Genomic DNA, 25,838 nt, shown 5'->3' with positions numbered 1-25,838 from the left:
CCCTCGCGCCGCGAGCACATCGACAATGCGCTGCACCGCTTGCCGCGTCAGGCCCATGTTACGGGCAATCGAGGCGGTAGGCAGCGGCATGGGCGCGTAGCGCAGCGCCGCCAGCACCTGCCACCAGGCGCTGGTTAGGCCGAGATGCGCGACAAGCTCGTTGCCGGCACTGACAAGCCGGCCATTGGCAGCGAAGACCGCCAACGCTAGCTCGCGCACGTCATTGTTCACAATCGACATACGACAACGCGCTTCCAATATGACATCATCCTGTCAAATGAAGCTATAGGCGTTCGGTTCCGCGGGTCGCGTAAGCTGACATTCAGGACGTCACACAACCGGTCGGGGGCGACGCCGGTGCGCCCGCGCGGCTTGTGCAGGGCTAGTAGGCCCCAAATCCGTCCTAGGATGCCGCTCGTGAGATGGGCAACTTGCCTCGGCTTTGACCGGCTTCGGGCTGAAAGCTGACGTGCGGCGCCGGACAATTTGATGTCCGGTATTGGCAGGAACCGGACGGGCAGCTATCAAGCGCAAAGGATGGGACTTCGACGTCAAGGCACGCGCGCGCTAGAGATGGAGCGCTTGTATACAGGCTAGGCGGGCTGGGCTTCTGTCAAGGCTGCGCGGCAGAATACAACTTCTGCTATCGGCATTTGATCAACGAATACCTCTATCGGAACAATCCCGCTTGCAACGTCGGCACCCAGTATTTCCTCAGCCGAGGAATTATTGTAGGCAATTCTTCCATTCTCGACCTCGATGAAGCCGCTGAAGGCAGGCACAAGGGCGGCTGGTGGTGGTTCATCTGAGATACTGAGTTCTACCTCGCCCTCATCTTCATGCTGTGTCCAGATCGTGACGCAGTTACGAGTGCTTAAAGCAGGTGCCGCTCCAGTATTTTCGGGTACGTCGATAATCATGATTGGATCGTTGATGAAGACAATCGCGTGCGGGATTGCTGCCCTCGTGGTATACGTAACCATGGCGCCGCTCCCATTGACACGGCAAGCTTGGATCCGTCCTGCGCGGTAAGCTCGATCATGCCGCCACCTGAGTAGCCAGACGCGCCGACGCGCCCGCGAGCCGATACATCGCGTTTACCTGTGCGGCGTAAAGGTCGGCAAGACCCTGATGCGAGGTTCGGCTCGACGGGCATGTCGCACTCGCGACGCGCGCAAGCGAGGTCTGATGGCGAGCGAGAAGGTAATTGAGGTCCATAGCGGTCTCCTGCTTGTAAGCGGGAGCGCATGGGTCTCACAGCCGCCGACGCTTACATCTGGAAGCCGGCGATGACCTCTATGTGGGGACGCTTCGTCAGATTACGAGCAAATAGTTATGGCAGCTGACGTCACAGGCTCCTGCCTTTGTTTGCCGGCCCCGTCCCGCGCGCTGGAGGAGAGGCGGCGGTCGCCGCGCCGATCAGCTTCGAGGCAAGATCGATTGCCTCTGCGCAATTGAGTGTCAACAGATCGCCGGCGTGGTTGGCGATGCTAAGGCAGACCTCCCCATCCTTGGTCATTACTCGCACCTTCATAATGCGCCACCTTCCCATGAGCGCGTCGAAACATGCCGATGCGCATATCGGTCCCGATTAAGCCGCTGATCTATGTGTGAAATAAAACGCGGGCATGTCTCACGCCGGGATCAAGCACCTACAGCCCGAGGTTGACGGTTCGGCCCGATCAACATCGTTCCAGCGGAGCGCCAATGGGCGAGCTGAAGCCACCCACGGGCGGACGTGTCATGCGGCAACATCTATGCGTGCCTCGGCGGCGCCTTCATCATCCAAGACGCGGCCTGATCGGCCCGCGGTGGCGAGCCAGATCGTATGAAACGGGTTGTCCTCGCTGCCTTCTGTGTCGACGCGGACCTCTTCCACCTCGAAGCCAGCGGCGCGCAGTCGATAGGTGAAGCTGTGATCCTGATAGGCCGACCAGATGGCCAGTACCCCGCCCGGCCGCAACGCCAGCCGCGCAGCGCGCAAACCCCAGTTGGAGTAGAGGCGTTCATTGGCGAGGCTGATCAATCCATCGGGTCCATTGTCGACGTCCAGAAGGATCGCATCGAAGAGCGCAGGCTGCTGGACGATGAGATCGTGTACGTCCGTCACCTCAACTGACACCCGTGCGTCATCGAGAGACTCGTCGAACAGGTGACGCAAGGGGCCGGCAGCCCATGTCACGATCTTGGGCACCAGCTCGGCGACGACGATGCTGGCGTTGACCGGCAGCGCCGTCCGCGCCGCAGCAAGGGTAAAGCCCATGCCTAGGCCACCGATCAGAACCCGCGCCTGTTCGCTCATGCCGCGCAGGGCTAGCGTCGCCAATGCCCGCTCCGATCGATAGGACCAGCTTGCCATCAGCTGCTCGCTGCCGAACATGATCTCGAAGTGGCGGCCATGACGAAGGAGGCGCAGTTCACCGCCCCCGGGTATCTCCCCCGTGTCGATGAGCACGGCTTCTGCGTGTCCGCCACTGCCGCTGACAGCGGCTTCGATCGTCGGCAAGGTCAGCTCTCGCGCCGGACGGGCGACGCAGGCCCAGGGTCCGCGCTTCCGCCCGATCCGGCCAGCAACTTATCTGAAGCGGCCTTGGCGCGCGCCGCGTCTGCCCGTTCGCTGCGAATGGCCAGTGCATCCCAGGCAAGCGCGGCCCGCTCGCATCGTTCGCGCACGTTCTGAAGGGGCGATGCGTCGCCCGCCAACCGCTGTCGAGCGGCCTCGTCTCGGTAGAATTGTAAGGACATGACAGCTCCTGTGCGTAAGGACGGCTCGGCAGAGACCGTGATGATCCCCGCCGATCGCCTTGCTCAGGCTGTCTGCAAATTAACCGCCGACGTCTTACCGCGACCATCTGTCTCAAGCTCGTATGAGACGCGCTGGTCCCTATCGAGCGTACGCATGCCAGCACGCTCTACCGCCGAGATGTGAACGAAGGCGTCCGCGCCGCCGTCCTCCGGCGCGATGAAGCCATAGCCCTTGTCGGCGTTGAAGAATTTTACGGTACCGGTGATCATAAGGGCTTCCTTTGTCCCAAGCGTGGTCGGGCATATGCCAACAGCGGCACATCCCGGCTTCGTGAGGCTAGAAAAGGACAAGAGGAGCCGCTGCGGCTCAATATCCGTCACAGGCGACGTTTAGCCGTTCCTCTATAGGAGCGCAGCGCCGAAAAAGATAGAGCGGGCGTCGCAGATTGTGGCTGCCCGGCACCTGAGTAGATAGTTTGAGGAGCGTCATGGCTCCGCGTCCAGCCATTTTGCGACGAGGTGGAGATCGTCAGCTCGCCGGAGAGGCTTCACTTCAGAGTTCCATCGATCGGTTTCCAAGTCGGACGCCCCCTGCGAACAGACCGGCCTCCCGCATGGATAGGGTTCGTGGTCAGCAGCCCAGCTCGATCCGAACGGGCAAGCGGGAGCCAATCAAGGGCGCCGCGTGGATCGGCCAAGGCGCTTGCGGCCCCTTCCCTCTCGCGCCGACGACCCAATACCGGTCACTCAGGACCCCCTCCCGCCTACAAACTTCGGCCGCTCGTTCAACTCGCGGCTCGAGCCTTCCGGGCGCTCCGCGCAGCGGTCGGCTGGCCTGATTAGCGAATCAGCGGCCAGTCCGATGTGTGGCTACGAATGCGCGGCGAGTGCTTTGAAGCGAACTTGTCCGTTGTGAGTAGCTCGGGCTAGGTTCTTGAACATGCACGATGACGCTGTCCCCTCTGATCCGTCCACCCACGATGACGTGGATCTCACGGGGCTCGCCGCCGGCAAACAGGCCGAGGGCACGATGGACACCGGCGCCAACGAGCCGATCGAGCGCAGCGGGCTGCATCACTGGCGCGAGAGCACGATCACCGATCCCGATCTGAACGACCGCGGCGGCGTTTTCTTCGCCGCGATCGAGATGACGCGGATGCCGATGATCCTCACCGATCCCAACCTGGACGACAATCCGATCGTCTTCGCCAACAAGGCGTTCCTCGACCTCACCGGTTACGAGGAAGAGGAGATCCTCGGGCGCAACTGCCGCTTCCTTCAGGGCTCGCAGACCGATCGCAACGCGGTGGCGGAGCTGCGCCACGCGGTCGAGAACAAGTCAGCGGTGGCGCTCGAACTGCTCAACTATCGCCGCGACGGCACACCCTTCTGGAACGCGGTGTTCGTCGGCCCGGTCTATGACACCGGCGGTACGCTGCGCTATTTCTTCGCCAGTCAGCTCGACGTCACGCGCCGCCGCAACACCGAGCAATCCTACCGCCAGGCACAGAAGATGGAGTCGATCGGCCAGCTCACCGCGGGGCTGGCGCACGACTTCAACAACCTGCTCCAGGTGGTCAACGGCAACCTCGAGCTGGTCGCCACCGCCAAGGATCCCGCGCGCGCACAGCGCTACGTCGCCGCGGCGCAGTCCGCCGCCGAGCGCGGCGCCAAGCTGACGCGCCAATTGCTCGCCTTCGCGCGCAAGACCCGGCTGGAGCCGCGCCCGCTCGACCTGACCCAGCTCGTCTCCGAGTTCAGCGACCTGATCGAGAGTTCGGTCAACAAGCAGGTCGAGATCCATCTCAGCCTGCGCCGCGGGCTCGCGCCGGTGGTGGTGGATCCCGACCAGCTCGAGATGGCGCTGCTCAACATCGTCAACAACGCGCGCGACGCCATGCCCGACGGCGGGCTGGTGACGATCGCGACCCGCCCGCTCAAGCTGGAGGCGACCGAGGGCGGCGATGGCGCGGGCGGCACCGCGATGCGCGACGGGGTCGAACTGGCCGCGGGCGACTATGTCGTGCTCGAGGTGCAGGACGAGGGGCATGGCATGGCCCCCGAGGTGATCGAGCGCGCCGCCGAACCCTTCTTCACCACCAAGGGCGTGGGCAGCGGCACCGGACTGGGGCTGGCGATGGCGAGCGGCTTCGTGCGCCAGTCGGGCGGACGGCTCGAGATCGAGAGCCAGCCGGGGCAGGGCACCACCGTGCGCATGCTCTTCCCGAGCGGCCACGCCGAGAAGCGCGAGCCGGCTGCGCCCGAGCCGCACGCCGCCGCCAACGCGATCGTCGATCCCGACACCGCGCGGCATATCATGGTGGTGGAGGACAGCGACGAGGTGCTCGCGGTCGCGCGCGAGATCCTCGAGAGCGCAGGCTATCACGTTACCATCGCGGCCAACGGCGAGCAGGCGTTGCGGCTGTTCGAGGAGATCCACGCGCAGGACCGGGTCGACCTGCTGTTCACCGATCTGGTGATGCCGGGCGGGATGAACGGGCTGGTGCTGGCCGACATGGTGGTCGAGCGCGACGCGTCGGTCTCGGTGCTGATGACTACCGGCTACAATGAAGAGCTTGTAGTCAGCGGCCAGAGGAAACGTGCGATCGACGTGCTGAGCAAGCCTTACCGCCGTACCGAGCTGCTCGACCGGGTGAGTCAAGCGCTCAACCGGCGCGGCGAGCGCGGCGCGAGGCGGCGCCGCTCAGACTTCGGCTCAGTTCAGGCGTGAAGCAACAACTCCGGAGCGGCTTCAATGAACAAACGGGCACTTCTGAGAAGATCTTCAATCGTAGGATGTTCGACTAGGCTCGTACGCGAACCCATCACCGCTCGCGGCGAGGGCCCAAGAGCGGTCGTTCATCGAACCCCGTGAGCAGCCTGAAATACGCTTTTCGTTAAGCTTTAGGTCCACGGCCACCCGCCCTGCAACCTCAGACCTCAAACACTCAAAGCTTTGAGCTGCTTGTGATCAGCTCGCCGCTGCATTTGAGTTCCCTTCTCTGGAGGAAGATAGCCAATCGGGCTCAAAGCGTGGCGTTCGGGGTCTAATGGGTGCAATAGCTTGCAGGCGCTCTAAATCTAGGATTTGGAATAGATGTCCCTTTTGCTCAATTAGTCCCTCCTCCCTCAAAACCCGCAACGTTCGATTGACGTGTACCGCAGTAATCCCGGTCAGGTCGCCGATCATCTCCTGCGTTAACGGCAATTCGAAGGTGTCGTTCGAAACGACGCCGAGCGGCGTCAACCGGGTGTGTAGGTCTAGAAACAATCGAGCGAGCTGTTCCCTTGCCGATGCTCGTCCGGTTACCGCGAGCGTGTCCATCAGCGAGAGACGCTCCATCTGCACGGCAAACGTGAACAGCATCGCCAGTCGAGGTTGGTGGTAGAATAGGTCGCGGAAGCGTTCAAAAGGCACAAAGGAGGTAACCGCGCTAGTGATCGTCGTGATTGTGTCGGCGGCTCGGTCGAGCGCCATATTAGGCGTACCCAGCATGTCTCCCGGCAGGTGAACCTTCTGAATAAGACGCGCGCCGCTTCGCATTACAAGAGATGAATGGATCCAGCCGCTCACGTGTAGGTAGAAGCCATGAACGGTGTCTCCTTCACGCTGTATCGTTTCTCCAGCTTTCCATCTGGCCTCACGATCGCCCAACGACAGCAAAGCTGATTCCTCATCGGCGCTTAGATTTGCCAACGCGTGGTATCGAAACGTTGGGTACATGATCTGCCCTTTCAACGCCGTCACGCCTGCTTAGACGCCCTCTTTTCGCATTATTACCGAAACAAACTACCGGGTGCGAGCATCTCTGGCAACGCTTTGATCTGGATCAGCCTTCTGGCAGTTGCGCATAAACCGCATGTAAGGAACTAGCGCCTATAAGATCCGTCTCACGGATTGAAGAAGGCTCGGAAAGATGGCGCTTCGCTTTTTCCATCTTCGTGGCGTCGATGAGGTTCTCGACCAAACCGGCTGCGAAGTTGATGGACTCGACATCGTGCGGTCGACCGCACTTCGTGCAGCTCGCGATGTCATGAGCGGTGACGTTCGTGAGGGCAAGCTGGACTTACGCCTGAGAATCGACGTGGAGACTCAGGACGGTGCCGTGATCTACTCGCTGCCGTTCGCCCGAGCCATAAGCCTCTTCAAGAACGCTGAGGCTGCCTAGCGTCGTTCACAGGAAAGCGCCTTAAGCCGATTGCACTTGCCCTTGGAGCAGCATCGTCTTCCAGCTGCTCGTCCTAGGTCCTTTTAGGCGGCAGCAACGGCCAACGCCCTTGCCTTTGCCTTTGGTCTTGGACTGTCTCCTGGACCACCGATGTTGGCTGTTCCAGCCTGTCAGGTCAACGCAGAGGCGAGTTCCTCCTGGCGGAACGGTTTGGTCAACCGCCGCAGGTCGGGTGCGATCTCATCGAGCTCAGAGTAGCCCGAAACAATCAGGACGCTCATCCTCGACAGGCGGGCTTGGAGCATCCGCGCTAACTCCGTGCCGCTAAGCCCCGGCATCAGGTGATCACTAACTAAGAGATCAGGGACCAGGCCGTCATTGACGAGTGCAAGCGCGGCTTCGGCGGACTCCGCTTCCACGACCGTATAGCCAAGGTCTCCGAGCATGACTGCCGTGGTCATTCGGGCAATGGCCTCGTCGTCGACGAGCAGCACCGTGCCGCTCGACCCTCTCACCGGCACGTTCGTAGCAGTCGTGCCCAGCCCTACCTGCTGCTCGTCGCTCACCGGCAGCCAGAGTTCGACATTCGTGCCGACCCCGACGCGGCTTCGGATCGTGAGCGCGCCGCCGAGTTGTGAGGCGAGGCCGTGTACCATCGACAGTCCGAGGCCTGTCCCCTTTCCCACGCCCTTTGTGGAAAAGAAGGGCTCGACCGCGCGCGCCAGCGTCGCCTCATCCATTCCCGATCCGGTATCGGCGACTGACAATCGCAGGTACGAGCCCGTTCTTACGCCCGGCGGTGGGAGAAGGTCGGCGCCGCTCATCTCGGCCGTGATCCGCAGCGTACCGCCGTCCGGCATCGCATCCCGCGCATTCACCGATAGGTTGAGGAGCGCCATCTCAAGCTGGTTCGCGTCGGCATGTGCCGGCGGCAGGTTGTCCGCCACCTGCACCGCCAGTCGGATCTGTGGTCCCGCCGTGCTGGCAATGAGGTCGGCCAAGCCATGCACCAGGGTAGCCAGATTGACGGCACTGGGCTGCAAGGGCTGGCGGCGCGCAAACGCCAGGAGGCGCTGTACTAGTACCTTTGCACGCTCAGCCGCTTGTGCCGCACCAGCGATCAGCCGCTGCTCACGAACCCCTCCCACGTTTTTACGTTGCAGCAGGTCAAGGCTGCCGACGATCGGTGTCAGCAGATTGTTGAAGTCGTGAGCGACGCCGCCGGTCAACTGCCCCAATGCCTCCACCTTCTGCGCGTGGCGTAACTGCTCCTCCGCCTGGGCGAGGCGTTCCTGTTCGTACACGAGGTCGGTGACGTCGCGGCCGATAAGATATGCCGCCGTGGTCTCGCCCGTCGCATCCCGAACTGGTTGGAAGTGCATGTCGTATACGCGACGGTTCGTCCCTTCGCCGCCCCAGCTGCCGCGCAGATCGAACGACTCACCCGCAAGCGCGCGATCCCATACCTTTCGTGCCGCCTCGCGCTGTTGCGGAACATGCGCCAGCAGATTGAGTAGCGACTGGCCTGCGGCGGGACGAACGCCAAACACGCGATCGTAATCCCGCTCTGCGGCCGGATTGACCGCGAGGAATCGATATTCCCTGTCGATCATCTGGATCGGTGAGGTGGTGGCGGCGACGATTTCCGCGAACAACCGCCGCTCGGCCAGCGCATCGTCAACCCGGCGTTCCAGCGTCGCATTTAGATCCCGTACCGCCGCTTCAGCGTGCGCACGTTCGACGGCAGACCAGGTGCGTTCCGCGACCTCCCTCGCTATCGCCGCGTCATCGTCGCTCCACTCGCGCAGCTGCTCCTCGTGAAGGTAGAGGATTGCGGTCAGCCGGCCGAGCTTGATCAGCGGTACCACGAGCAAGGCGGCCGTGCCGATGCTCGCGTAACCATCGGCGTAGGGCGCCGCGACGGGGTCGCCGGCGACCGAGCAGATCCGCAGCAACTCGCCCGCCTTCAGCCGATCGATAATCGCCGGACCGAACGAGTCGAGTGGCCGTGTCTCGCCGGCTAGCGACGCCATCGATCCGTTCGTCCAGTCGCGCTCGACGGTGACATGCCCCTGCGCGAAATCAATCTCGCCATAACCTGCGCGTCCGGCGCGCAGGTACCGGCCGAGGAGTTGGACAGCCGTCGCCTTGATCATCTCCGCGTCGGCAAAGGGACGGAGGCGGTCTCCGAGTTCGAGTAGAAAGCCTTGCCGCTGCACGAGCTCGCGTAACGTGGCCTCGGCATGGGAGCGCTCGACTGCTGACCAGGTCCGTTCCGCAACGTCACGGATGAGGTCGACCTCGTCTACAGTCCACCGGCGAGGCTCGCGAGAGTGCAGGTAAAGCGCGGCGACGAACCGCCCTGCCTTGTGCAGCGAGACGGTGACGACCGAGCGGATCTCAAGCGCGGCGAACGCGTGCGCGACCTCCGAGGACGTGACGCGCGGGTCGGTATGGGCGTCTTCCACCACCAGCGAGACGCCGCCCCGCAAAGCGGCGAACACCTCATCCCCAAAGGCGGCAAGGTCGTGCGTGCCGTCGTGATGCGGTACGCTGCCGTCCGTCCAGTTGCCGCGCGTAGTGAAGTAGCGCCCCGCCGTGTCGACACTGCCATAGCCAACACGGCTCATGCCGAAGTGCCTGCCAAGCAGCGCTTGGGCAGCCGCGACGATCGCGTCGGCATCCTGCACCTCGCGGAACGCCGCCTCGAGCTTAGCCAGAAACGCCTGTCGTTGACGCATACTGACAACCAGCGTCGTCTCGCTACAGACGCACAGCGCCGCGATCACAGCGCCCGCCTCATCGCGGACGGGACTGTAGGAAAAGGTGAACCAAGCCGTGGCGGGTTCGGGGCGGTGGAGAGTGACCGGCAGATCTTCGAAGCGGGTTGCCTCACCTGCAAAGGCGCGGTCGATCACGGGCTCTATGTCGTCGCGGACCTCAGGCCAGACGTCGAAAAAGCGGCGACCCAGTGCCGACGGATGAGAGTTCACCAAAATTGGCACATATGCTCGATTGTAGAGAAGGCGGCGTTCCGGCCCCACTACGATAAACATGGGGAACGGTGCCTCGGCGATCGTGCCCGCGAGAAGACGCACGCACGCCGGATCGCCGGCACTTGCCGCCGCGAGCTGCTCGCGTGACGGCTCATCCCAGTGCTGCCCGTTTTCCGCCATCTACCTGAACCAACTCCGCTATACTGTACCAAAATCAATGGCAGAGCGCTGCGAGGATGGCCATGTTTTTGCGTTAGCGTCGGCGCAGCAACGGTCCGAACGTCGATGAGAATGGCCTTTGATGGCTCGGGCTGCTGAGCACCGACCTCTTAGAATCGCTGACTCAAAAGCGGCCACTCAGCCCGCCCCACCCGCCCCCCAGATCCGGTCGCTTATTCATCTCGCCGTTCGAGCCCCTTAGGCGTTTCGCGTGGCTCGCAAGGACTATGAGGATCGGCGTCGCCGCCAGACCGAGGGCACCGCCAAGGCGAAGGCGGCCGGGCTTCATAGAGGCCGCGCCGCTAATAAAGCCCGCAACGCCGCAATCTCGTCCGCTGCTAAGCGACTGGCGCAGCTGGCGGGAAATCGTGGATGCGACCGGATGCAGCCGCACCTTGCTGGCAAAGATCGCTCGCGATCGCCGGCTGCTCAGAGCTGAGCCGGGCGCCGAGACGGCTAACTTGGGCGCGGGCGCCTTCCCCTGCATTATCCGCTTGTAGGATTGAAGCGCTTGGCCGACTGCCCGATCAGGGTACCGCCAATGGGACACGTTCGATGGCGCCAGGAACAATCACCCGGCTCAATCGCGCTGTTGAATGTGCTGCGGAATATGCATATATTGTGCGCCTACGCAGCGGAGCAGGGCAGTGGCGACAGCTTTCCAGGTCGATGAGCAACGTGCCTCGCCGCTGGCGTCGAGCTTCGTGGCAAGTTTGCAGGAGCCGAGAACCCCTCACATTTCTCCCAAGCGGGTCGCCTTAGCTTTAGGCGTTCAGCTGTCCCGACTGGCAGAGATCGCCGGCGTTCACCGTAACACGCTCGCCAATCCTGCGTCGGAGCGGCTGCAGGATCGGCTTCGCGACATGGTGCGCGTGATCATGGCCGCAAGCGAGCTCACCGGCAATATCGAGCAGGCGGTCTACTGGTTTAGAAACGAGCCGATCGTCACCCTCAAGCGCAAGACGGCTGCCGAGTTGGTCGCTGGCGGTCATACTGATGCCGTGCTCGCGCATCTGTCCGAGCTCCTTGATGGAGCCAACGGCTGATTGTGTTGCGAGGGAGGCTGGGACCAGCAAACTTCTACCGCTATCTCACACCGAAGTGGGCCTATCTGCCGCTTAGCGGGGCGGGAGCGGCAAATGTAGGTGGCCGCTTCAATCGGCCGGGTGTCGAGGCGCTGTACCTGTCCAAATCGCCCGGGACAGCCTTGGCTGAGTGCATGCAAGGCTCAAGCTTGCCCCGGCCGGCGACGCTGGCCGCCTATGAGATAGATCTGCTGGACGTCATCGACTTGTCGGGTGGCTTCGACGCAGGCGTATGGGCTTCCCAGTGGGCAAGCTGGAATTGCGATTGGCGCTGGATTGCCCGCGTCGAGCGTCGCTCGCCACCGTCGTGGCAGCTTGCCGATGAGGCTATACGGTCCGGAGCAGCTGGTGCCCTCTTCCCTTCGACTTATGACGAAACTGGAACCAACCTGGTTATCTTCAGCGCGAACCTGACCGATGCCGATCGGGTTAGCGTGCACGACCCAGACGGCATGCTGCCGAGGGATCAGCGTTCTTGGGACACCTCAAATAGTCACAGCGGTTCCTTGTAACCGTTGTGTTCGCCGAAACACCGGCCGACGTTTCGTTAAGCGGGTGCGATGTTGAGGTGCGGCATAGCACCTCGCCGGTGCGGGTGCGACGATCGAGTGTCGCCTCGCAGGCAAAGAGGGCGGTAAGCTCGCGTCTTGGTAGACAAAAGCCAAAAGGCTCGTTCGCTACGACCCACTTTCGGCCGTTCAGCCTGCCCTTCCCGTGCGCTCACATCGGTCATTCGTTAAGGTGAGGATCAAGGCAGCTCACTCGCGAAATCGAGGCGGTCGATCAAGCGTCTGGCTCTTGCGTCGGTGGCGATGCAGGCAGGTGACGGCTCACCTTGGTCTCCAATAGCTGGATCAGTTCGGGCTGCATAAAGGCGTAGTTATCGGGTGTGTCTAAGCAGACCACGCGCCTGCCCCCAAGAACCGCTCGAAAGCGCCGCTGCAGCTTGCTCCGGTGCGCCTTCTCCATGACGAAAATCACATCTGCCCACGCGACCAGCTCGGCCGTAGGCGGATTTTCGGCATCGTGGTTCATGCCGGCGGAGTCCACCTCCAGGTCCTGCCGGCGCGAGAACACCTGCTCGGCCGTTGGGCTGCGCAATCTGTTCTGACTGCACACGAACAGCACCGTCTGTACGCGAAGGCGCTGCAACCCTAACCCCTACAGGCCGCGCCAGGCGAGTGGACCTGGCGCGGCATCGGCCGAGAAGTCGACCTGAAGAACGCGGCGCCGGCGCGGCGGATCAGCGGCGAGCGAGGCGTGGATGATCGGCGTGGCGTATAGCCAGACGTCACCGCGCTCGGCGAGACATAGGCGCTCGCCGAAGGTCGCCACGACGTGCTCGATCTCGGCCTCGGGCACTCGTCCCAGCCTGTGCGAGCCGGGCACGATGCGGAGCGGTGCGTTGCGCTCGTCGACCGCGTCCAGGTGCACGCGCAGCGTCACCATGCGCTCGAGGATCTCGAAAGGGGGCTCCACCTGGATCAACCCGGACTTGACGGTCCACGGCCCGTACCCGTCGGTGTCCACTCGTTCCTTGACCACGATTGTACGATCCTGGTGCCAGCCGAGCGCCCAGTTCCGCTCCGCACTCTTATCGAACAGGATCGCACGAACGGGGCGAGCCTGATCTCCGAGCACGGATGCCGCGATAACGCCGATGGGTTCCGCGCGATCAAGGAAGGACTGCAACTGCCGCCCTTCCTCAATCCGCACACCCGGCTTGCTTGCCGGCAGCGCGGAAAGGGCAGTCTCTAGGCGACCGCACGCAGCTTCGTTCAAAGCTTGTGCGACCAGTCGCGCTCCGTCATTTTCAAGGGTGAGGTCGGAGGAGCGGCAGAGGGTTCCGAGCATGTGGCTGACGCTAGCCCGACTTAGTCTCGGCGTCGACCCGAGGAGACCCAGAACCGGTCACTCAGGAGCCCCTCCCAGCTTCCCAACTCCGGCCGCTTGTTCATCTCGCCGCTCGAGCCTTCCGGGCGCTGCACGTAGCGGTCCGGCTCGCCCGATTGAGAGGGAAGCTGCCCGGCGGCTTTGGGGAAGGGAGGCGGCGCAGTTGCCGTTCAGCTATGGCCGAGGATCGCTCCCGCGTTGGTCAGCGAAAAACAACCGACTGCGCCGGAGGGGTCATTACCGGTTACCAGGCGTCTGAGGTGGAGGTGGAGGCGGCGGTGGGGGTGTGGCTACGCAGCCAGATAGAGGATCGCACCCTAAAGACGCGAAAGAAATGAGAATGGTTGCGTACTCGCCGTTCTTAGTACTACCCGAGCTGGAAAGACGCAGATTTGCTATTATGCTGCGATAGGCTTTCAGTTCGCCTGTTTTGCTTCGTGCGGTTGGCTGGCAGGAGGCCAGCCTCATATTCACAATAAGGCAACGCAACTCAACGTTCGCATGATTTGGATTAATAGCGACCTTGCTCAGCCGCTCGAGACTTCCCTCCTCATCCCACGTCAGCCAATCTCCTCGCGCTCTGTCTTCGGGCCAGCCGATAACGTGCGTTCTACCGACGACGACCTCCGGCACTCTGTCGTATATGGATTGGGTCTGACCTAGCATCGCGAAGGCGGTTAGCATCGAGCCAGGCATGCATTTGCTCCGGATGTTTGTGTAGAGGTCACTGGGTAGGCACACCCTACCTGGGTCAAAAGACCAGTCATGCTTGTGTCGAACGGCACCGAGATGAACAAGCGGCGGTGCCGAAAGGTAGACAGGATGCCCGGTTCGGACCGCTTTGGCGGTTGCCGCCCCCTACCCTCTCATGCCGGGGACCCACAATCGGTCATTCAGACGCCCCTCCCCGCTTTTCAGCTCCGGCCGCTCGTTCATATCGCCGCTCGAACCTTGCAGGCGCTCCGCGCAGCGATTCGGCTGCCCTGATTGCAGGATAGCAAACGTTTGCTTGATGCTCGCCTCACTCGACCATCGAGGCATGGCAACTGTTGGACCATGCTCCGCATAGCCTGGGTATCGACAGGGATGGCGACGAGATCTCGGCAAGCGCCGAGGTGGAAGACCGTCTCGGCGTCCGCCTCGACTACTCCGACGCCCGAAATCGGACGATTGTAGGCGACGTGTACGCTGTGCTTGTGCGCGCGCAACCAGCAGCAAAGGCTGCGGAAGTCGAGACGTGGGCGCGCTTCGCGCAAGGGATGGCGATGGAAGGGGCGTGGGCCCATCACGCGTACAGCCGGAAACCTTGTTGCTTGGCAAACATCATTTCGCTGGATGGATCATACTGGCAACCGCCGTCAAAATCGGATTAATGTTGGCCATCGCACTATGTTGGCGGGAGGCAAACCGCGCGATATCGGGCGCCGGGGCGCAAAAGAGCCACGTCGCTGGGTTGGCCGACCTTGCGAACATCTCGGATGTCGGATACCATCTCGGCACCCGACAAGAAAGAACCGTACAAAGTGCGGATAGCCAGGGCACGAAGCCGTCAGCTCAGTGGCCTCTAGTCGAGAGTAACAAATGCAAGCAATTCAGGCGTGGCGCGCTCAACACGACATATGCGGTATTGGGCGCCTTGCAATTCAACTGCTCTCCCCGAGATAGGAGCAACAATCTCCTCGCGCTGACAGATGAATCGTTTAGGGCGATCCTGACAGTAGGTTACTTTCATTTGGCGAACAACCTTAAGCGGGCGTTATGCACTTAGTTTAGCAGCTAAACCTCACCTTAAAAGCGCAGATACATCCATTTGTCTAAAAATGGCGCATACACCTACCGAAAGCTGATAATATCACCTTGCCTGGCCCTTTTGCAATCGAAGCCAAGCCGATTTACCGGTTAGAGACGCCCCCGGCCGCGCCAACCGATACCTCCCAGTTGCTATATCGCCCTTTATGGAGCAATCGCTTACTTCTCTGAGGATGGCAGCGAACCCAAGACGACTCTGCCGGATTTAAAACGATCATCGGCCGTTCAGGCACAAGCAGTCGGAGTTCGCCGTTGCGCGACAAAGTAACTCTTTTCAGGCGCACCGACCCGCGCCCCCATCAAAGCGAACACCAAGACGCGACTTGATTTTTTACTCTCTCCTGTCAGTGATAGAAATCAGAATAACGATTCATGTAACGGTTAGCGATGATTATCTAGTGCGCGCCATTATTACTTCGACTCAACATCGTCATATCGCCACCGATTTCAGGATTGACTAACGGCCTCAATGAGAGAACGGCTTCGGTACCCGGCGTCGCAAGGCCAAATCTCCTGACATAAAATTCCAGCCAAGCGAAGTACTGGCCCTTCAGCCTACCGGGAGAGCGGTGAATTGGCTCCTGAGCTGCACCCGAGAGACGGTCAACCAAACCGGGATAATCGATCGAATGAACTGTAAAGTGGACCAGCCGGCGCAGCGCACCGCGTTTATAGCCATAAAGGTCACCGCCGTTCGCAGCGACGATCTCAGCGGTCACAACCAGCGGCGCGACAGCATAGAGATGGTAGTGGCGCGCGCGCTCCTTGCGTGCGATCTCAAGCGGCAGGAATCCTTGGTCGGTGACCTCGTCCAGAGCGACGTGCGTCGCAGTCAAGCCGCACCGACGCAACTCACGGTCTCCGGTCGCCATTGCGGTAGCCATGGCGGCGAGGCCGGCCCACGCACGCTGGTTGTTACGTCCGGTCGCATTGCGCAGGTTTTCGAAATGGTGGCACGTGTCGCGCGCCTGTGCCGTCAGCCAGGCAACGATAATTGGCCGTGGGTCACCCGCGCCTCCACGAAGGCGAATGTCGCGGACTTGTGCAAAGTCCATTGCCCAGCCCGATAGCGCGACAGCCCGGATAAATTGGGCATCGTGCGTTGTTACATCACGCAGCGCTCCGGCTTTCGCCCAAGTTTCCAGCATCATGAGAACGCAAGCCCCGCTGCGGGCATCGCGTCCACCACTCGAGACGAAAGCGTTAGCCTGCCGTGCCAGCGCCGAGGTCATCGCGCGGACCGGCGCAGCAGCCTTCGCACGGTCCGCCGCTTTGGCGGCATCCAGCTGCGAATAGCTCCGGTCACCGGCCCGGTAAGGCTGCCCCGTCGCGAGCGATCGAAGGGCTGTCACCATCAAGCAGTCGTTTGGCCTGGATGTCGTTAGTGGGGAAGGCGTTGAAAACGGCCGGACCATCTGAGCCGCCTGTGCGGACGCGGTCATCAGCGTCAAGGACAATGCCACGAGCCAGGTTAGTTTAGATCGAAGTTCGCGGGCGGCGATTATGGCTCTACGCCTACTCTGGTGCTGCGCCACGTCAGAGCGGCCTGGCGACCGGAGCACGCTCAGCGGTCACATCAACAGTGCGGGCCCTCGCTATCCATTTGCCGAGCCGAATGCCGGGCAGTTCGACCTTCTGGTACATGAGCGCCGAGAGCGGCAAGACGACGCAGATGGTTACCACACTCAGCAGAAGACCCGCAACCACACCGCCAAGAGTTGATATTGCGTTTGGACAAGCGATTTGCAATACCGCAGCAGTCAGACACATTACGGTAAAATGCAGTAGATAGACGCTATACGAGATGTCTCCCAGCCAAACGAAGAACCTGCTCCTTAGCGGCTTGGATCTAAACCCCATCTTCGCGAACGTGAAAATTATCAATGCTGCCAGGGCTGACTCATATAGGTGCATCCATCGGTCCCGAGGGCCAACGTTGAAACTCGCGCGCGTGCAGATCAGTAACGCCGTTGCAAGTACGACGACCACGGTCATCCGATGAGTTGTCAACACCTTCGGCAAGATATGGGCGGGATTGATTAGCACTATGGCAGCACCCAAGGCGAAGTCCATGAGGTACAAATCTACGTTGTAGTATACAGAACCACCGACGGTGACACTTACCAGAACGAGAGCGATGACCAGCACCCAGAACAGTACGACACGATTTGCCATAAGAATCCCGGCTAGCGGCAGAAGAGCTGACGCCACTAGTTCAACGAAGATCGTCCAAACTGGCGGTATCAAGAAGGCGAGCAATCCGAGAAAGGATGCCGCAATGTGGATGATGGTAAACCTTTCCGCGCGGAATCGCTCGCTCATCCATTGTGATTGCGCTGGAATTGGCACGTTAAAATGAACCAAACTAACATAAAGTAAGGCAACCGCGCTGGCCACCAACAGTGCCGGATATATCCGTGCAATTCTTTTAATATAATAAGCTTCGAGAGACGTCCTGCTGAAATCACCTTTGTAAAGGGATCTTCCGAGGACATAGCCGCTCAGGACGAAAAATACCTCAACGGCTGCTTTCGTGTTTACGATATGCTTGAAAAGATTCCACCATGCGGGAGCAGCATAGAAGGAGATGCAATGCCCTACCACGACGAACAACGAGGCTATACCGCGGATCGACTGAAGTTCGAGGATGTGATCAGTCGTGGTGCCGTGACAGCACGTGTCTGCGCCCGCAGCGATCATCGGGGATAGCCTCTTATGATTAACTCTTGCGTCGGGAAAGGTCGCCATGCGCTCGCGGCTGCGAAGAACATGGTTAGCGAGGTCGGGCTGGCTGTGGTGAGAGCCTGCGTCTCGATCAGGCCAAGTACGACGAAGCCTGACATAAACATGGCGGTCGCGACGTCGCCTGACGTAGCTCCGTTCCGCATCGCGTGCAGGATCGCACGCATTGCTCCGCCTACGACCAGGAGCAAATAGAACATGAAGCCGATGATCCCGATCTCTGCCAACGTGGCGAGGTAGGCTTCATGCGCGGAACTCGCGACAGTGATATACTTTTCGTGCTGCCGAAAACCGATGCCTAACCAAGGATTGGCGGTGAAAGCCTCCCACGCCTGCGCCCACGCGAGAGATCGTCCTGTTCCTCCCGATGACACACCGCGCCGCGGATCGGAAAGGTGGAACACGCTGTCCAAGACGATGGGCGAGGCAGTGAGAGCGAGAAGGCTCCCGACGATATATACACCAAGCATTATGCCTGTGGCCTTGCGCAGAAGCAGGCCGAGCAAGATGATCGCACCCACAAGCGCGGCCAGCATGGATCCCCGTGAGGAGGTGAGCAGAAGGACTATTACGCTGATCACCACGACGAACACACGAAGGGGTAAGCGTCGAACGCAGACACAGCCGCACAGAGCAGCGAACGCAACCCTGCCCCAGTAATTCGGGCTCGCATGGGAAGCCAAACGACCCCAGCTATATTCCCCGACAGCAACGACGCCGAGCAAGGCTACGGCGCCTGCTATAGCGAGCGCAGTCCAGAACCCTTCCATGGCACTGCTGAGATCGTAGTTCGTCGCGGCATAGACGATGACCACGGTGAGAACGAATGCCAACACCCCAACAAGGGCAATCGCGCTCGCATCCGGATGGCCGAGCAGGCTCAGCGCACTAATACTAACCAAGCCAAGCGATACGAAGGCGAAGTTCCCGACCCGTCGTAAATTTAGGTTGGATCGATTGAGGGCCCAGACGCAGGGAAACGCCAGAGCGGCGGTGAATGAGAAATGCAATATTGTGACGATCGCCGGCGTCGACCGCGTCGTCACCTCCGAATCAACGCTGATCGCCTGAAAGGATGGTCGGAATACCAGGTCAACGAGAACGAACAGCGTAAGCAGCAGACCAATCGATATGCCTACCGCATAAGCGCGTCTGACGTCGTTCCTCGTCAACAGGTGGGCCATGCCAGGGCGAAGCTCGCCCGTCGCGTCGATCTCCGCGCGAAAAGGATCACTCTCAGTCATGGCGATCGCTCGTAGCGCGAGCCGCGTGGGACGCAACGGTATGCCGAAACGTCATTGTCACGCCTCCACAAAATGGAACCGGACAGCCGGCGCGAGAGACGTAAAGGTCATTCTACCGTCAGTTGGTGTGGTAATTGCGATATAGATCGTAATGGTAAGCCGGGTCATGCTTACTGAGGTGGCGGGCCTTGCTCACCATCGTCAGGGTCGCGCCGAGGATGCGCGTCCCATCCTGGCGCAGCCGCGTCACCGCGCCTCGCACCGCGCTCATTGGCGTATGTTCCGCGCGCACAACGAGCAACGACGTATCCGCGAGCGCGGCCAAGGTGCGGCTGTCCGCGACCGCCAGAAGCGGCGGCGTGTCAAGCAGCACAAAGTCATAACGCTCCATCAGATTGTCGATCAGGTTCCGCATGGCGTCGCCGCTGAACAAGTCCCTCGCCGTGGTGGACTGTGCGCGAAGCGGAAGGAGGTGGAGGCTAGTCGCCTCGTCTATGACGATCGCGCGCTCGCTCGTCGTCGCACCCTCTAGCACCTCCACAAGGCCAGGTGCTTGATGATTGGGCGTAAGGCCGGCCGCGCCGCTTCGACGCAAATCACAGTCGACCAGAATCACACGATCGCCGCTTAGCGCCATGATGCGGCCAAGCGAGATAGAACTGGTGGTTTTGCCCTCGCCGGGCAAGGCGGAGAGAACCGCGACCGAGCGGAGCCGATGCCGGTCCAGCAGCAGGCTGCTTCGGATACTCCGAAGCGCCTCCGCGTAGCTCGACAGCGGGTTCTGCACCACATAGTCCGAAGGAGTGCGAGTGGACTGAAGCTGCGCCGATGTCAGGCGAGGAACTGCTCCCAGGTAGGGAACGCTGAGGCGCTTTTCGAGATCGTCGCCCGAGCGGACGGTGCTCGAAAGCACCTCAAGCACGATTACCGCGCTGAGGCCGCTGACCAGGCCCAGCATCACCCCCAATGCCGCGAACAGAGCCTTCTTAGGACTCGCAGGATCGAGCGGCGGGACAGCGCGCTCCAAGATCGTCGCGGTCGGCTCACGATCTCCCTCGACCGCGCCTAGGTTCTGAGCGAGCAGGGCGAGCTGATCGTATTGCTGCTGCTTTACCTTAGCCTGGCGTTCGAGCGCTTCGACCGATACCCGCGCCTTGTTCTCCCGAGCTTGCGCGCCACGAAGTTGGGCAAGCGCGGCGCGCAGGCTGGCGGCGCTGCTACTGGCCGCCCGTGCCTCGGGATCCAGGCCAGCCACGGTTCGGCTCGCTTCCTCCTTCAGCTGTCGATCGATAACGGCGAGCTGCTCGGCCGCCCTCTGAGATTGAGTATGCTTCGGGCCGTAGCGGGCGTCGATCTGCGCCTTCTCCCGTGCCGCCTCCGCCCGCTGCCGACGCAAGTCCGCTATAACGCTCGAATGCAGCACGCCATCGATGGCACCGATGTCCCCGCTTGCAGCCTCCGTGCGAGCCGCACTGAGCTGGGCGCGCGCCGCGGCGGAGACAGACTCGGCCTGCGCTAATTGCGTGGACAGTGGCGCGATCTGCTGGTCGGTGATGGTGCCCGACGACGCCCCCTGAACTATCCCCGCTGCGCTCCGAAGTTTAGCAATCTGCTCACCTAATGAGCGAAGCTCAGCCGACAGACCATCAAGCTGACTGTTAACGAACCGAGCGCGCTCCGCTGCGACTCCGGTGCGGCCGCTGAGACTCTTGCCGATATAGTCTTCGGCAAGCGTGTTTACAATCAAAGCCGACTTTGCAGGGCTCGTCGTTCGAACCGATACTTCTACGACATAATTATCCTTCTCACGAGTGATCGTTAGCGCTTTCTGCAGCGACGCGACTGCTTCGCGCATGGCCATATCACCAGTCGAGCTTGCCTGATCTTTGCCGGCAAACTCCTTATCTTTAGCCAAGCCAAGCTTCTTCACAACTGATGTTGCCGAGCTGCCAGACGTGAGAACCTGCACCTCCGTATCGATGCGCGCCTCGTCCGCCTGAGGAGTCGTTGCCTTCGGATTGTTTTGCTCCGTCACGACCCGCTGGGTCGGATCAATCTTTAAACGAGCGACAGCGTCAAACCGCGGCGTCATCAGAAAGGTCGAGCCTACGGTTGCAGCAGCGATCGCAATAGCCGTGGCGACGAAGACGACCCAGCGGCGCCGGATGATTTCGGCAAGCTGTGCGACGCTTAGCTGAGGCGCCTCGCCCCGATCGCTTGTGTGAGCCGAAAAGCTGCTATCCGGACTGACGCTATTCATTGACTGACCCCTAAACCCACCTGACCGCCGGCTCCATTTGGTGAGCAGAAGGTCACGGCCGCGCTAAAACAGAGTTTAGGCAGCGCTGATCTGCCTCCCTATTCTTCGGACCGTGGTTCTAACCTCTGCAAACTTTGGTCGGCGAACCAATACACCCCGATCTCGCGATGCCTCGCGGGAACGACAATGCCAACGCTCGCCACCTCGACTCGGCGTACACCCCCAGCGCTCTCGATGAGCCTGTATGTGCCTCATACACAAGCATGATTTTGTCCCTTTAAGAGAAACAGCGTGTCAAAATGGCGGTAAAACGTGATTGTTATTCGGAACCGGCCCACCCTATCCAACTGGGCATGGGCACGTCGACGACGGGGGATCAACGCCGCCGCTGCCACCGGGGGGGGACTTAATGATGATCGTTGCACTCGCGTGCTTGTCCGGCGTGGCGCTGCTCCTGTTTCTGCATCCGTATATCAGTTACCCGCTATCGTTGCGCCTGCTCGCGCCAATTCCAATTAAACGTTGCGATGTGGCATCGCGGCACATGAGCCTGTTGTTCTCGGCCTTCAACGAAGAACGGGCCTTGCCGGAAAAACTTGCTAATCTTCGCACGCTCAAGGAAGTGCACTCAAGCCTTGAGATCCTTGCCTATGACGATTTCAGCTCGGATGGAACTGCGGCGCTCCTTCGCGAAAATGCGGCGCTTCTTACGCCCGTCATTGCCTCCGAGCGCGCCGGTAAGGCGACCGGGATGCGCCGTATGGTCGCGCAGGCGAAGGGTGACGTTTGTATATTCACGGATGCAAACGTCATCCTCGACGAAGCAGCGATCACGAGATTGAACCGCTACTTCGACGATCCCGACGTCGGCGGCGTCGCGGGATCGTTGCGCTACATCAACGAAGACGCCAGCACCACCGCGCAGGTGGGCGGCATCTATTGGCGCTTGGAAGAGCACATTAAGCAGCTTGAATCTCGATGCGGCTCGATCATGGGCGCAGACGGTTCGATCTTCGCGGTTCGCCGCGAGCTTTATCCGCTCGTGCCGCCTCATCTTCTCGATGATATGACGGTGTCGTTCGCAGTGCCGCTCGCTGGCAAGCGCCTCGTGCACGCTACGGACGTGCTCGCCTTCGAGCGCAGCGCTACCTCGTCGAAAGATGAATTTCGTCGCAAGCGGCGTATTGCGTGCCGCGCGTTCAACACGCATCGCCACCTTTGGCCGGCGATCCGGCAAACGTTTTCAAAGCGTGACCTGTATAAGTACGTGTCGCACAAGCTTATCCGCTGGTTTGGGTTCCCCTTGCTTCTTCTCGCCATCGTCTCGGCCGTGGCAGCGCTGGCCCTGTCTGATTTCTGGTGGCTCGGGCCTGTCAAACTGGCAGCGGCGCTGGTAGCCATGCTGCTCGGACGTGCGGGTGCGCCGGTCTTCAGCCAGTCTTACGAGGTGTTGATGTCGATCGCCGCGACGTTCGTCGGCATCCTCGACGCGCAGCGCGGGCTGACGTATCAGACGTGGAGCCCCGCGGCATCGCGCGACCTCCCGGCACCGGAGGCTGCGGTCCATGAGTTCGAAGCCGTCTGCTAACACGTCGCTACAGGCGCGTTCACGATCGCGAAGGCATGCTGATCGCACGGTCGCGCGCGTAGCCCCTGTCCGCGTCCTTCCCAGGGCGTGGCCTGTCATCCTCGTGGTGACGACGTGACGCAGCGGCGCGTATAAGGACGCGTCTGCTGCGCGGTGAGGTAGACGCGCCGGCACTCCCGAAGCGAAAGAGCCATCCTCACTCCGGAGCCGTACCCGCGCGCTTGCTTGGTCGCGGGCCAGTCCGGACCGAGATCGACCACGCGAACTCGCCTCTTATTTACGATGCAACGCTGCCATCGCGCCAGCGAGCGCGCGTTCGAGCGGACGCGGACGGTAGCTCGCACGATAGTCTATGCGGGCATTCGCCACCTCAGGCAGCGGCTGCAAGCTTTCAAAGGTCGTAGTCGGCGACGTCGCGATGCCGGTCGGTCCCGCCCGCTGGATGAGCAACGTCAGTTCGTTGACGTGCATGAGGAACTCGGGACTGAGCGGCTGCGGATGCCCCTCTTTCATGGCGCGAACCATTTCGGCGACACCCAGCATCTTGTCCTGCGAGTAGATCTGTTTGCGCCGCAGATAGCTGACGAGCCGCTGCTTCAGCGACAATTTGCTCCCGTCCTCGGCCTCGACCGCGTGGCTCTTCCATGATCGCAGGAGCGGCACGCGCTGTCCGCCGACGCCGAAGCGGCGCCCCAACAGCGGCTGCTCGCGGACGGTGAAGGCCTTGCGCGCGCTCAGCGACACCGCCGAGAACCGCTCCAGGAACACCGGGGACTGATAGTGTCGGTAGCTGTCGCCCGTCAGCTCGCCTTCCTCACCGATTATCCGCATGCGATGATCGCGCGGCGCGACGAAGCTGCATGTCACGCGAGCCGCCATGCCGTTCGCGAAGTTCAGGCACGCCACCGAATAGTCCGGCGTGTCCGCGGGATCGAGCGGCAGATCGGTCTTGTGGTCGATCAACGCCTTGGAGAAGGCCGTGACATGGGTGGCGGGACCGAACATCGCGCAGATCCACACGAGATGATACCCGACATGCTCGAACGTGCAGCCCTCCTGGAGCTCCTCGACCAAGGGCCAAGGAGCGCCGGTGGGACTGGTTATCCCCTCGGCGTGAACCAGATGGACGGGATTGTCGTCGAGCTCGGCGTGGACGAGGACCGGCTTTCCGATCGCGCCGTCGCGTATTGCCTTCCACATCGTACTGACCGAATCGGAAAAAACGTTGCTCGGCGCGCCGGTAAACACGAGGCCCTTTTCCGCGGCCAAGGCGAAGAGCTCACGCGACTGATCCACCTCAGTCGTCAAAGGCTTCTCGGAATATACGTGTTTCCCAGCCTCTAACGCCCGTTTTGTCACCTCGTAATGCGACCTGATGTTGGTCAGGTTAATGACGATATCGACGTTCGGATCGTTAAGCAGTTCGTCAAAACTGGCGAAACCATAATATCCGTAATGCTTACAGACGACTGCCTGCCGATCGCCATCGATGTCGAAGACTCCCCGGACGTCCAGCTCGTCGTGAGCCCAGATCGTCCTCATGTAAATATCGAACACGAAACCACATCCGACGAACGCAATCTTCATCTTACCTTCCTCGATCCTGCGCGCGGCGAGTTGGTGCCGGCGACGATGATGTTGCGGCGCATCCACCTGTCGCTCATCGACGCGCAGGTGTCTCGCGGGGCCCTCGCATCAGCAGCAAAGACGCTCATGCCCGCACGCCGTTCAGCGTCGATGTGAGATCATGTCCGCGCGCCGCAACCCACTCCGCGATCCGTAGATTGGCGAGGTTGATCAGTTGGGTCGCTAGCAGGGCCAGCACGCAGCCCATAAGGCCATAGGGCCGCGCCAGGGCGAGGCTCGCCACGGCGACGGTCGCCGCAGCGAGCCGGGTCAGGAGTAGTAGTTTGCTCTTTCTCAGCACCGTAAGCAGCGTTTCCGAGGGCTGATTCATGCAGATGAGGAAGAAGGCAAGAGCGAGAAGTCTGATCTCGGGCACCTCGGCCGCATAAAGGTTGCCGAAGGCGAGATGCAGCACGAGAGGAGCACCTACGACGAGCGCCGCCAGGTAAGCGCCGCAGAGAACCGCCAACGTCCTCCTGGTCTGCTCCACCGAGCGACGCAAGCCTCGCATTCCATCCCGCTTGAGCGCCTGAGCCGCACGCGGCTTGTCCAATGAGTCGACGGCGGTGACGATGCTGATTGCGGGGCTGGTCAATGTCCGAGCAGCGGTGAAGGCGGCCGCCGCCGGGGCACCTCCGAAGAGGCCAACTAGGATGACGGCGGAGCTATTATAGATTGAATATGGCACGTTCGTGAGCGCTTGCCAGAAAGCGAAGCTTCTGTGACGCCACCATTCCTCACAGGCATCCCTGATCTGCGGCGCACCAGGCGTGTTCGCCAGGGTCGCGATCGCGCCTCCGCCAAGTCCTGCCGCCACCCAGGCCAGGGAACCCGCTATAACGCCGCCTGAGCCGCGGCTCGCAAGCGCCGCCACCCCTAGGTTCAAGACAAGATATACCGCCGAAGCGAATGCCGCGGTACTGCTTCTGCGTTGCTGGTACAGCATGCGACGCCCGAACTCAAAGAAGAGAAGCGACGGCGTGACCATGACGCACAAGGCAATTCCTGTGACGAACCACCGCTGGCCCGCGTTCGTCAGCGCGAAGCCGAGAACCGCAACGACCGCAATCGCCATAGCGGCTAGACCTATCGCGAGGAGATTGAACCACCACCATCGCCGATGAGCCTGATCCTTCGGATCCTGTGAAGCGTTAAGTATATAGGTGATCACCACTGACGATCGATGGATTCCGTGAACGAAATAATGCGTCCCCAGCATCACGCCGATAATGGCGAATGACTCGTGCCCGAGGTGACGCGCCAGAATCACGTTGACGAGCAGGTTGGCAGCACCCTGCAGGCCCTGTTCACCGAAGGAGGCCAGGCGAGTCTGCAACGGCGCGACCTTGCGCCCGAACGGCAGCCGGCGCAGGCACCGGCCAACCGCCTCTTCTAATTTGTCCACGAGCCTCCCCCACCAACGGTGCGACGTCTCCGCTCGCCCTCGCGCCGTTAGCAGGCT

The 25,838-nt window shown here is 61.3% G+C and carries 21 protein-coding genes; 5 read left to right on the top strand and 16 right to left on the bottom strand.

Features of this window, described 5'->3' with window-relative positions; translation table 11 throughout:
- From EV292_RS08995 to EV292_RS08970, 6 genes are all read right to left on the bottom strand, one after another.
- Positions 1 to 240 (bottom strand): helix-turn-helix domain-containing protein (locus tag EV292_RS08995; protein ID WP_132908828.1); only part of this gene is annotated, 240 nt, incomplete at its 3' end.
- Between the two features lie 353 nt (positions 241 to 593).
- Positions 594 to 983: a hypothetical protein gene (locus tag EV292_RS08990; RefSeq protein WP_132908827.1), complete on the bottom strand. Its 390-nt coding sequence runs from the start codon at positions 981 to 983 to the stop codon at positions 594 to 596.
- A 55-nt stretch (positions 984 to 1,038) separates the two neighbouring features.
- Positions 1,039 to 1,218, bottom strand: a complete 180-nt coding sequence (locus EV292_RS08985) for a hypothetical protein (RefSeq protein WP_132908826.1) — start codon at positions 1,216 to 1,218, stop codon at positions 1,039 to 1,041.
- Positions 1,219 to 1,348: 130 nt separating this feature from the next.
- On the bottom strand, positions 1,349 to 1,519 hold the full coding sequence (locus tag EV292_RS22590) for a hypothetical protein (RefSeq protein WP_165927064.1): 171 nt from the start codon (positions 1,517 to 1,519) through the stop codon (positions 1,349 to 1,351).
- A gap of 222 nt (positions 1,520 to 1,741) precedes the next feature.
- A complete protein-coding gene (locus tag EV292_RS08980; RefSeq protein WP_207913375.1) occupies positions 1,742 to 2,506 on the bottom strand; it encodes a spermidine synthase in 765 nt (254 codons plus the stop codon).
- Positions 2,507 to 2,808: 302 nt separating this feature from the next.
- Positions 2,809 to 3,015 (bottom strand): cold-shock protein, encoded by a 207-nt coding sequence (locus EV292_RS08970; RefSeq protein WP_132908824.1) that lies wholly within the window; start codon positions 3,013 to 3,015, stop codon positions 2,809 to 2,811.
- A 670-nt stretch (positions 3,016 to 3,685) separates the two neighbouring features.
- Between EV292_RS08970 and EV292_RS08965 the strand changes: the two genes are divergently transcribed.
- Positions 3,686 to 5,476, top strand: coding sequence for a histidine kinase famiy protein (locus EV292_RS08965; RefSeq protein ID WP_207913374.1), 1,791 nt, complete (start codon positions 3,686 to 3,688; stop codon positions 5,474 to 5,476).
- A 240-nt stretch (positions 5,477 to 5,716) separates the two neighbouring features.
- On the opposite strand, the gene EV292_RS08960 is transcribed toward EV292_RS08965, so the two are convergent.
- Positions 5,717 to 6,484, bottom strand: a complete 768-nt coding sequence (locus EV292_RS08960) for a Crp/Fnr family transcriptional regulator (protein WP_243693671.1) — start codon at positions 6,482 to 6,484, stop codon at positions 5,717 to 5,719.
- A 178-nt stretch (positions 6,485 to 6,662) separates the two neighbouring features.
- On the opposite strand from EV292_RS08960, the gene EV292_RS08955 reads away from it, so the two are divergent.
- Positions 6,663 to 6,914, top strand: a complete 252-nt coding sequence (locus EV292_RS08955; RefSeq protein ID WP_132908823.1) for a hypothetical protein — start codon at positions 6,663 to 6,665, stop codon at positions 6,912 to 6,914.
- A 170-nt stretch (positions 6,915 to 7,084) separates the two neighbouring features.
- Here EV292_RS08955 and EV292_RS08950 read toward each other — a convergent pair whose 3' ends face one another.
- Positions 7,085 to 10,090, bottom strand: a complete 3,006-nt coding sequence (locus EV292_RS08950) for a PAS domain-containing protein (RefSeq protein ID WP_132908822.1) — start codon at positions 10,088 to 10,090, stop codon at positions 7,085 to 7,087.
- A gap of 686 nt (positions 10,091 to 10,776) precedes the next feature.
- Between EV292_RS08950 and EV292_RS08940 the strand changes: the two genes are divergently transcribed.
- Entirely contained in the window at positions 10,777 to 11,175 is a 399-nt protein-coding gene (locus EV292_RS08940) for a hypothetical protein (RefSeq protein WP_132908821.1), read from the top strand.
- Positions 11,176 to 11,177: 2 nt separating this feature from the next.
- The gene (locus EV292_RS08935) at positions 11,178 to 11,726 is read left to right on the top strand and encodes an RES domain-containing protein (RefSeq protein WP_132908820.1); all 549 of its coding nucleotides are present in this window, start codon (positions 11,178 to 11,180) and stop codon (positions 11,724 to 11,726) included.
- A gap of 271 nt (positions 11,727 to 11,997) precedes the next feature.
- Here the strand turns inward: EV292_RS08935 and EV292_RS08930 are convergent, their stop codons facing one another.
- The 6 genes from EV292_RS08930 to EV292_RS08905 all read right to left on the bottom strand — a co-directional run bounded on the left by EV292_RS08930 (position 11,998) and on the right by EV292_RS08905 (position 21,162).
- Entirely contained in the window at positions 11,998 to 12,366 is a 369-nt protein-coding gene (locus tag EV292_RS08930) for a low molecular weight protein tyrosine phosphatase family protein (protein ID WP_132908819.1), read from the bottom strand.
- A 9-nt stretch (positions 12,367 to 12,375) separates the two neighbouring features.
- A complete protein-coding gene (locus EV292_RS08925) occupies positions 12,376 to 13,068 on the bottom strand; it encodes a phytanoyl-CoA dioxygenase family protein (RefSeq protein WP_132908818.1) in 693 nt (230 codons plus the stop codon).
- Between the two features lie 2,243 nt (positions 13,069 to 15,311).
- A complete protein-coding gene (locus EV292_RS08920; RefSeq protein ID WP_165927063.1) occupies positions 15,312 to 16,271 on the bottom strand; it encodes an alginate lyase family protein in 960 nt (319 codons plus the stop codon).
- A gap of 181 nt (positions 16,272 to 16,452) precedes the next feature.
- Positions 16,453 to 17,616 carry an acyltransferase gene (locus EV292_RS08915; protein ID WP_165927062.1) on the bottom strand — a complete coding sequence of 388 codons (1,164 nt, stop codon included), beginning with the start codon at positions 17,614 to 17,616 and terminating at the stop codon, positions 16,453 to 16,455.
- Positions 17,613 to 18,902, bottom strand: coding sequence for an O-antigen ligase family protein (locus tag EV292_RS08910; RefSeq protein ID WP_132908815.1), 1,290 nt, complete (start codon positions 18,900 to 18,902; stop codon positions 17,613 to 17,615). The genes EV292_RS08915 and EV292_RS08910 overlap by 4 nt, the downstream gene beginning before the upstream one ends.
- Before the next feature lie 118 nt (positions 18,903 to 19,020).
- Entirely contained in the window at positions 19,021 to 21,162 is a 2,142-nt protein-coding gene (locus tag EV292_RS08905; protein ID WP_132908814.1) for an AAA family ATPase, read from the bottom strand.
- A 412-nt stretch (positions 21,163 to 21,574) separates the two neighbouring features.
- Between EV292_RS08905 and EV292_RS08900 the strand changes: the two genes are divergently transcribed.
- Positions 21,575 to 22,750: a glycosyltransferase gene (locus tag EV292_RS08900; protein WP_243693670.1), complete on the top strand. Its 1,176-nt coding sequence runs from the start codon at positions 21,575 to 21,577 to the stop codon at positions 22,748 to 22,750.
- Between the two features lie 273 nt (positions 22,751 to 23,023).
- On the opposite strand, the gene EV292_RS08895 is transcribed toward EV292_RS08900, so the two are convergent.
- Positions 23,024 to 24,337, bottom strand: a complete 1,314-nt coding sequence (locus tag EV292_RS08895) for a Gfo/Idh/MocA family oxidoreductase (protein ID WP_132908812.1) — start codon at positions 24,335 to 24,337, stop codon at positions 23,024 to 23,026.
- Positions 24,338 to 24,461: 124 nt separating this feature from the next.
- Positions 24,462 to 25,781, bottom strand: a complete 1,320-nt coding sequence (locus EV292_RS08890; protein ID WP_165927061.1) for an oligosaccharide flippase family protein — start codon at positions 25,779 to 25,781, stop codon at positions 24,462 to 24,464.
- Positions 25,782 to 25,838 lie beyond the last annotated feature (57 nt).

This window comes from Sphingomonas sp. BK235 (genome assembly GCF_004345855.1).
GTDB lineage: Bacteria > Pseudomonadota > Alphaproteobacteria > Sphingomonadales > Sphingomonadaceae > Sphingomonas.
This window is presented reverse-complemented; position numbering and strand designations above follow the sequence as displayed.

What these genes read in the sequence shown, in the direction of transcription:
- EV292_RS08990 (WP_132908827.1), bottom strand. Translation starts at nt 983, where the DNA reads ATGGTTACGTATACCACGAGGGCAGCAATCCCGCACGCGATTGTCTTC.
- EV292_RS08905 (WP_132908814.1), bottom strand. Translation starts at nt 21,162, where the DNA reads ATGAATAGCGTCAGTCCGGATAGCAGCTTTTCGGCTCACACAAGCGAT.
- EV292_RS08920 (WP_165927063.1), bottom strand. Translation starts at nt 16,271, where the DNA reads ATGGTGACAGCCCTTCGATCGCTCGCGACGGGGCAGCCTTACCGGGCC.
- EV292_RS08985 (WP_132908826.1), bottom strand. Translation starts at nt 1,218, where the DNA reads ATGGACCTCAATTACCTTCTCGCTCGCCATCAGACCTCGCTTGCGCGC.
- EV292_RS08895 (WP_132908812.1), bottom strand. Translation starts at nt 24,337, where the DNA reads ATGAAGATTGCGTTCGTCGGATGTGGTTTCGTGTTCGATATTTACATG.
- EV292_RS08965 (WP_207913374.1), top strand. Translation starts at nt 3,686, where the DNA reads ATGCACGATGACGCTGTCCCCTCTGATCCGTCCACCCACGATGACGTG.
- EV292_RS08910 (WP_132908815.1), bottom strand. Translation starts at nt 18,902, where the DNA reads ATGACTGAGAGTGATCCTTTTCGCGCGGAGATCGACGCGACGGGCGAG.
- EV292_RS08955 (WP_132908823.1), top strand. Translation starts at nt 6,663, where the DNA reads ATGGCGCTTCGCTTTTTCCATCTTCGTGGCGTCGATGAGGTTCTCGAC.
- EV292_RS08950 (WP_132908822.1), bottom strand. Translation starts at nt 10,090, where the DNA reads ATGGCGGAAAACGGGCAGCACTGGGATGAGCCGTCACGCGAGCAGCTC.
- EV292_RS08915 (WP_165927062.1), bottom strand. Translation starts at nt 17,616, where the DNA reads ATGATCGCTGCGGGCGCAGACACGTGCTGTCACGGCACCACGACTGAT.
- EV292_RS08970 (WP_132908824.1), bottom strand. Translation starts at nt 3,015, where the DNA reads ATGATCACCGGTACCGTAAAATTCTTCAACGCCGACAAGGGCTATGGC.
- EV292_RS22590 (WP_165927064.1), bottom strand. Translation starts at nt 1,519, where the DNA reads ATGACCAAGGATGGGGAGGTCTGCCTTAGCATCGCCAACCACGCCGGC.
- EV292_RS08925 (WP_132908818.1), bottom strand. Translation starts at nt 13,068, where the DNA reads ATGCTCGGAACCCTCTGCCGCTCCTCCGACCTCACCCTTGAAAATGAC.
- EV292_RS08900 (WP_243693670.1), top strand. Translation starts at nt 21,575, where the DNA reads ATGATCGTTGCACTCGCGTGCTTGTCCGGCGTGGCGCTGCTCCTGTTT.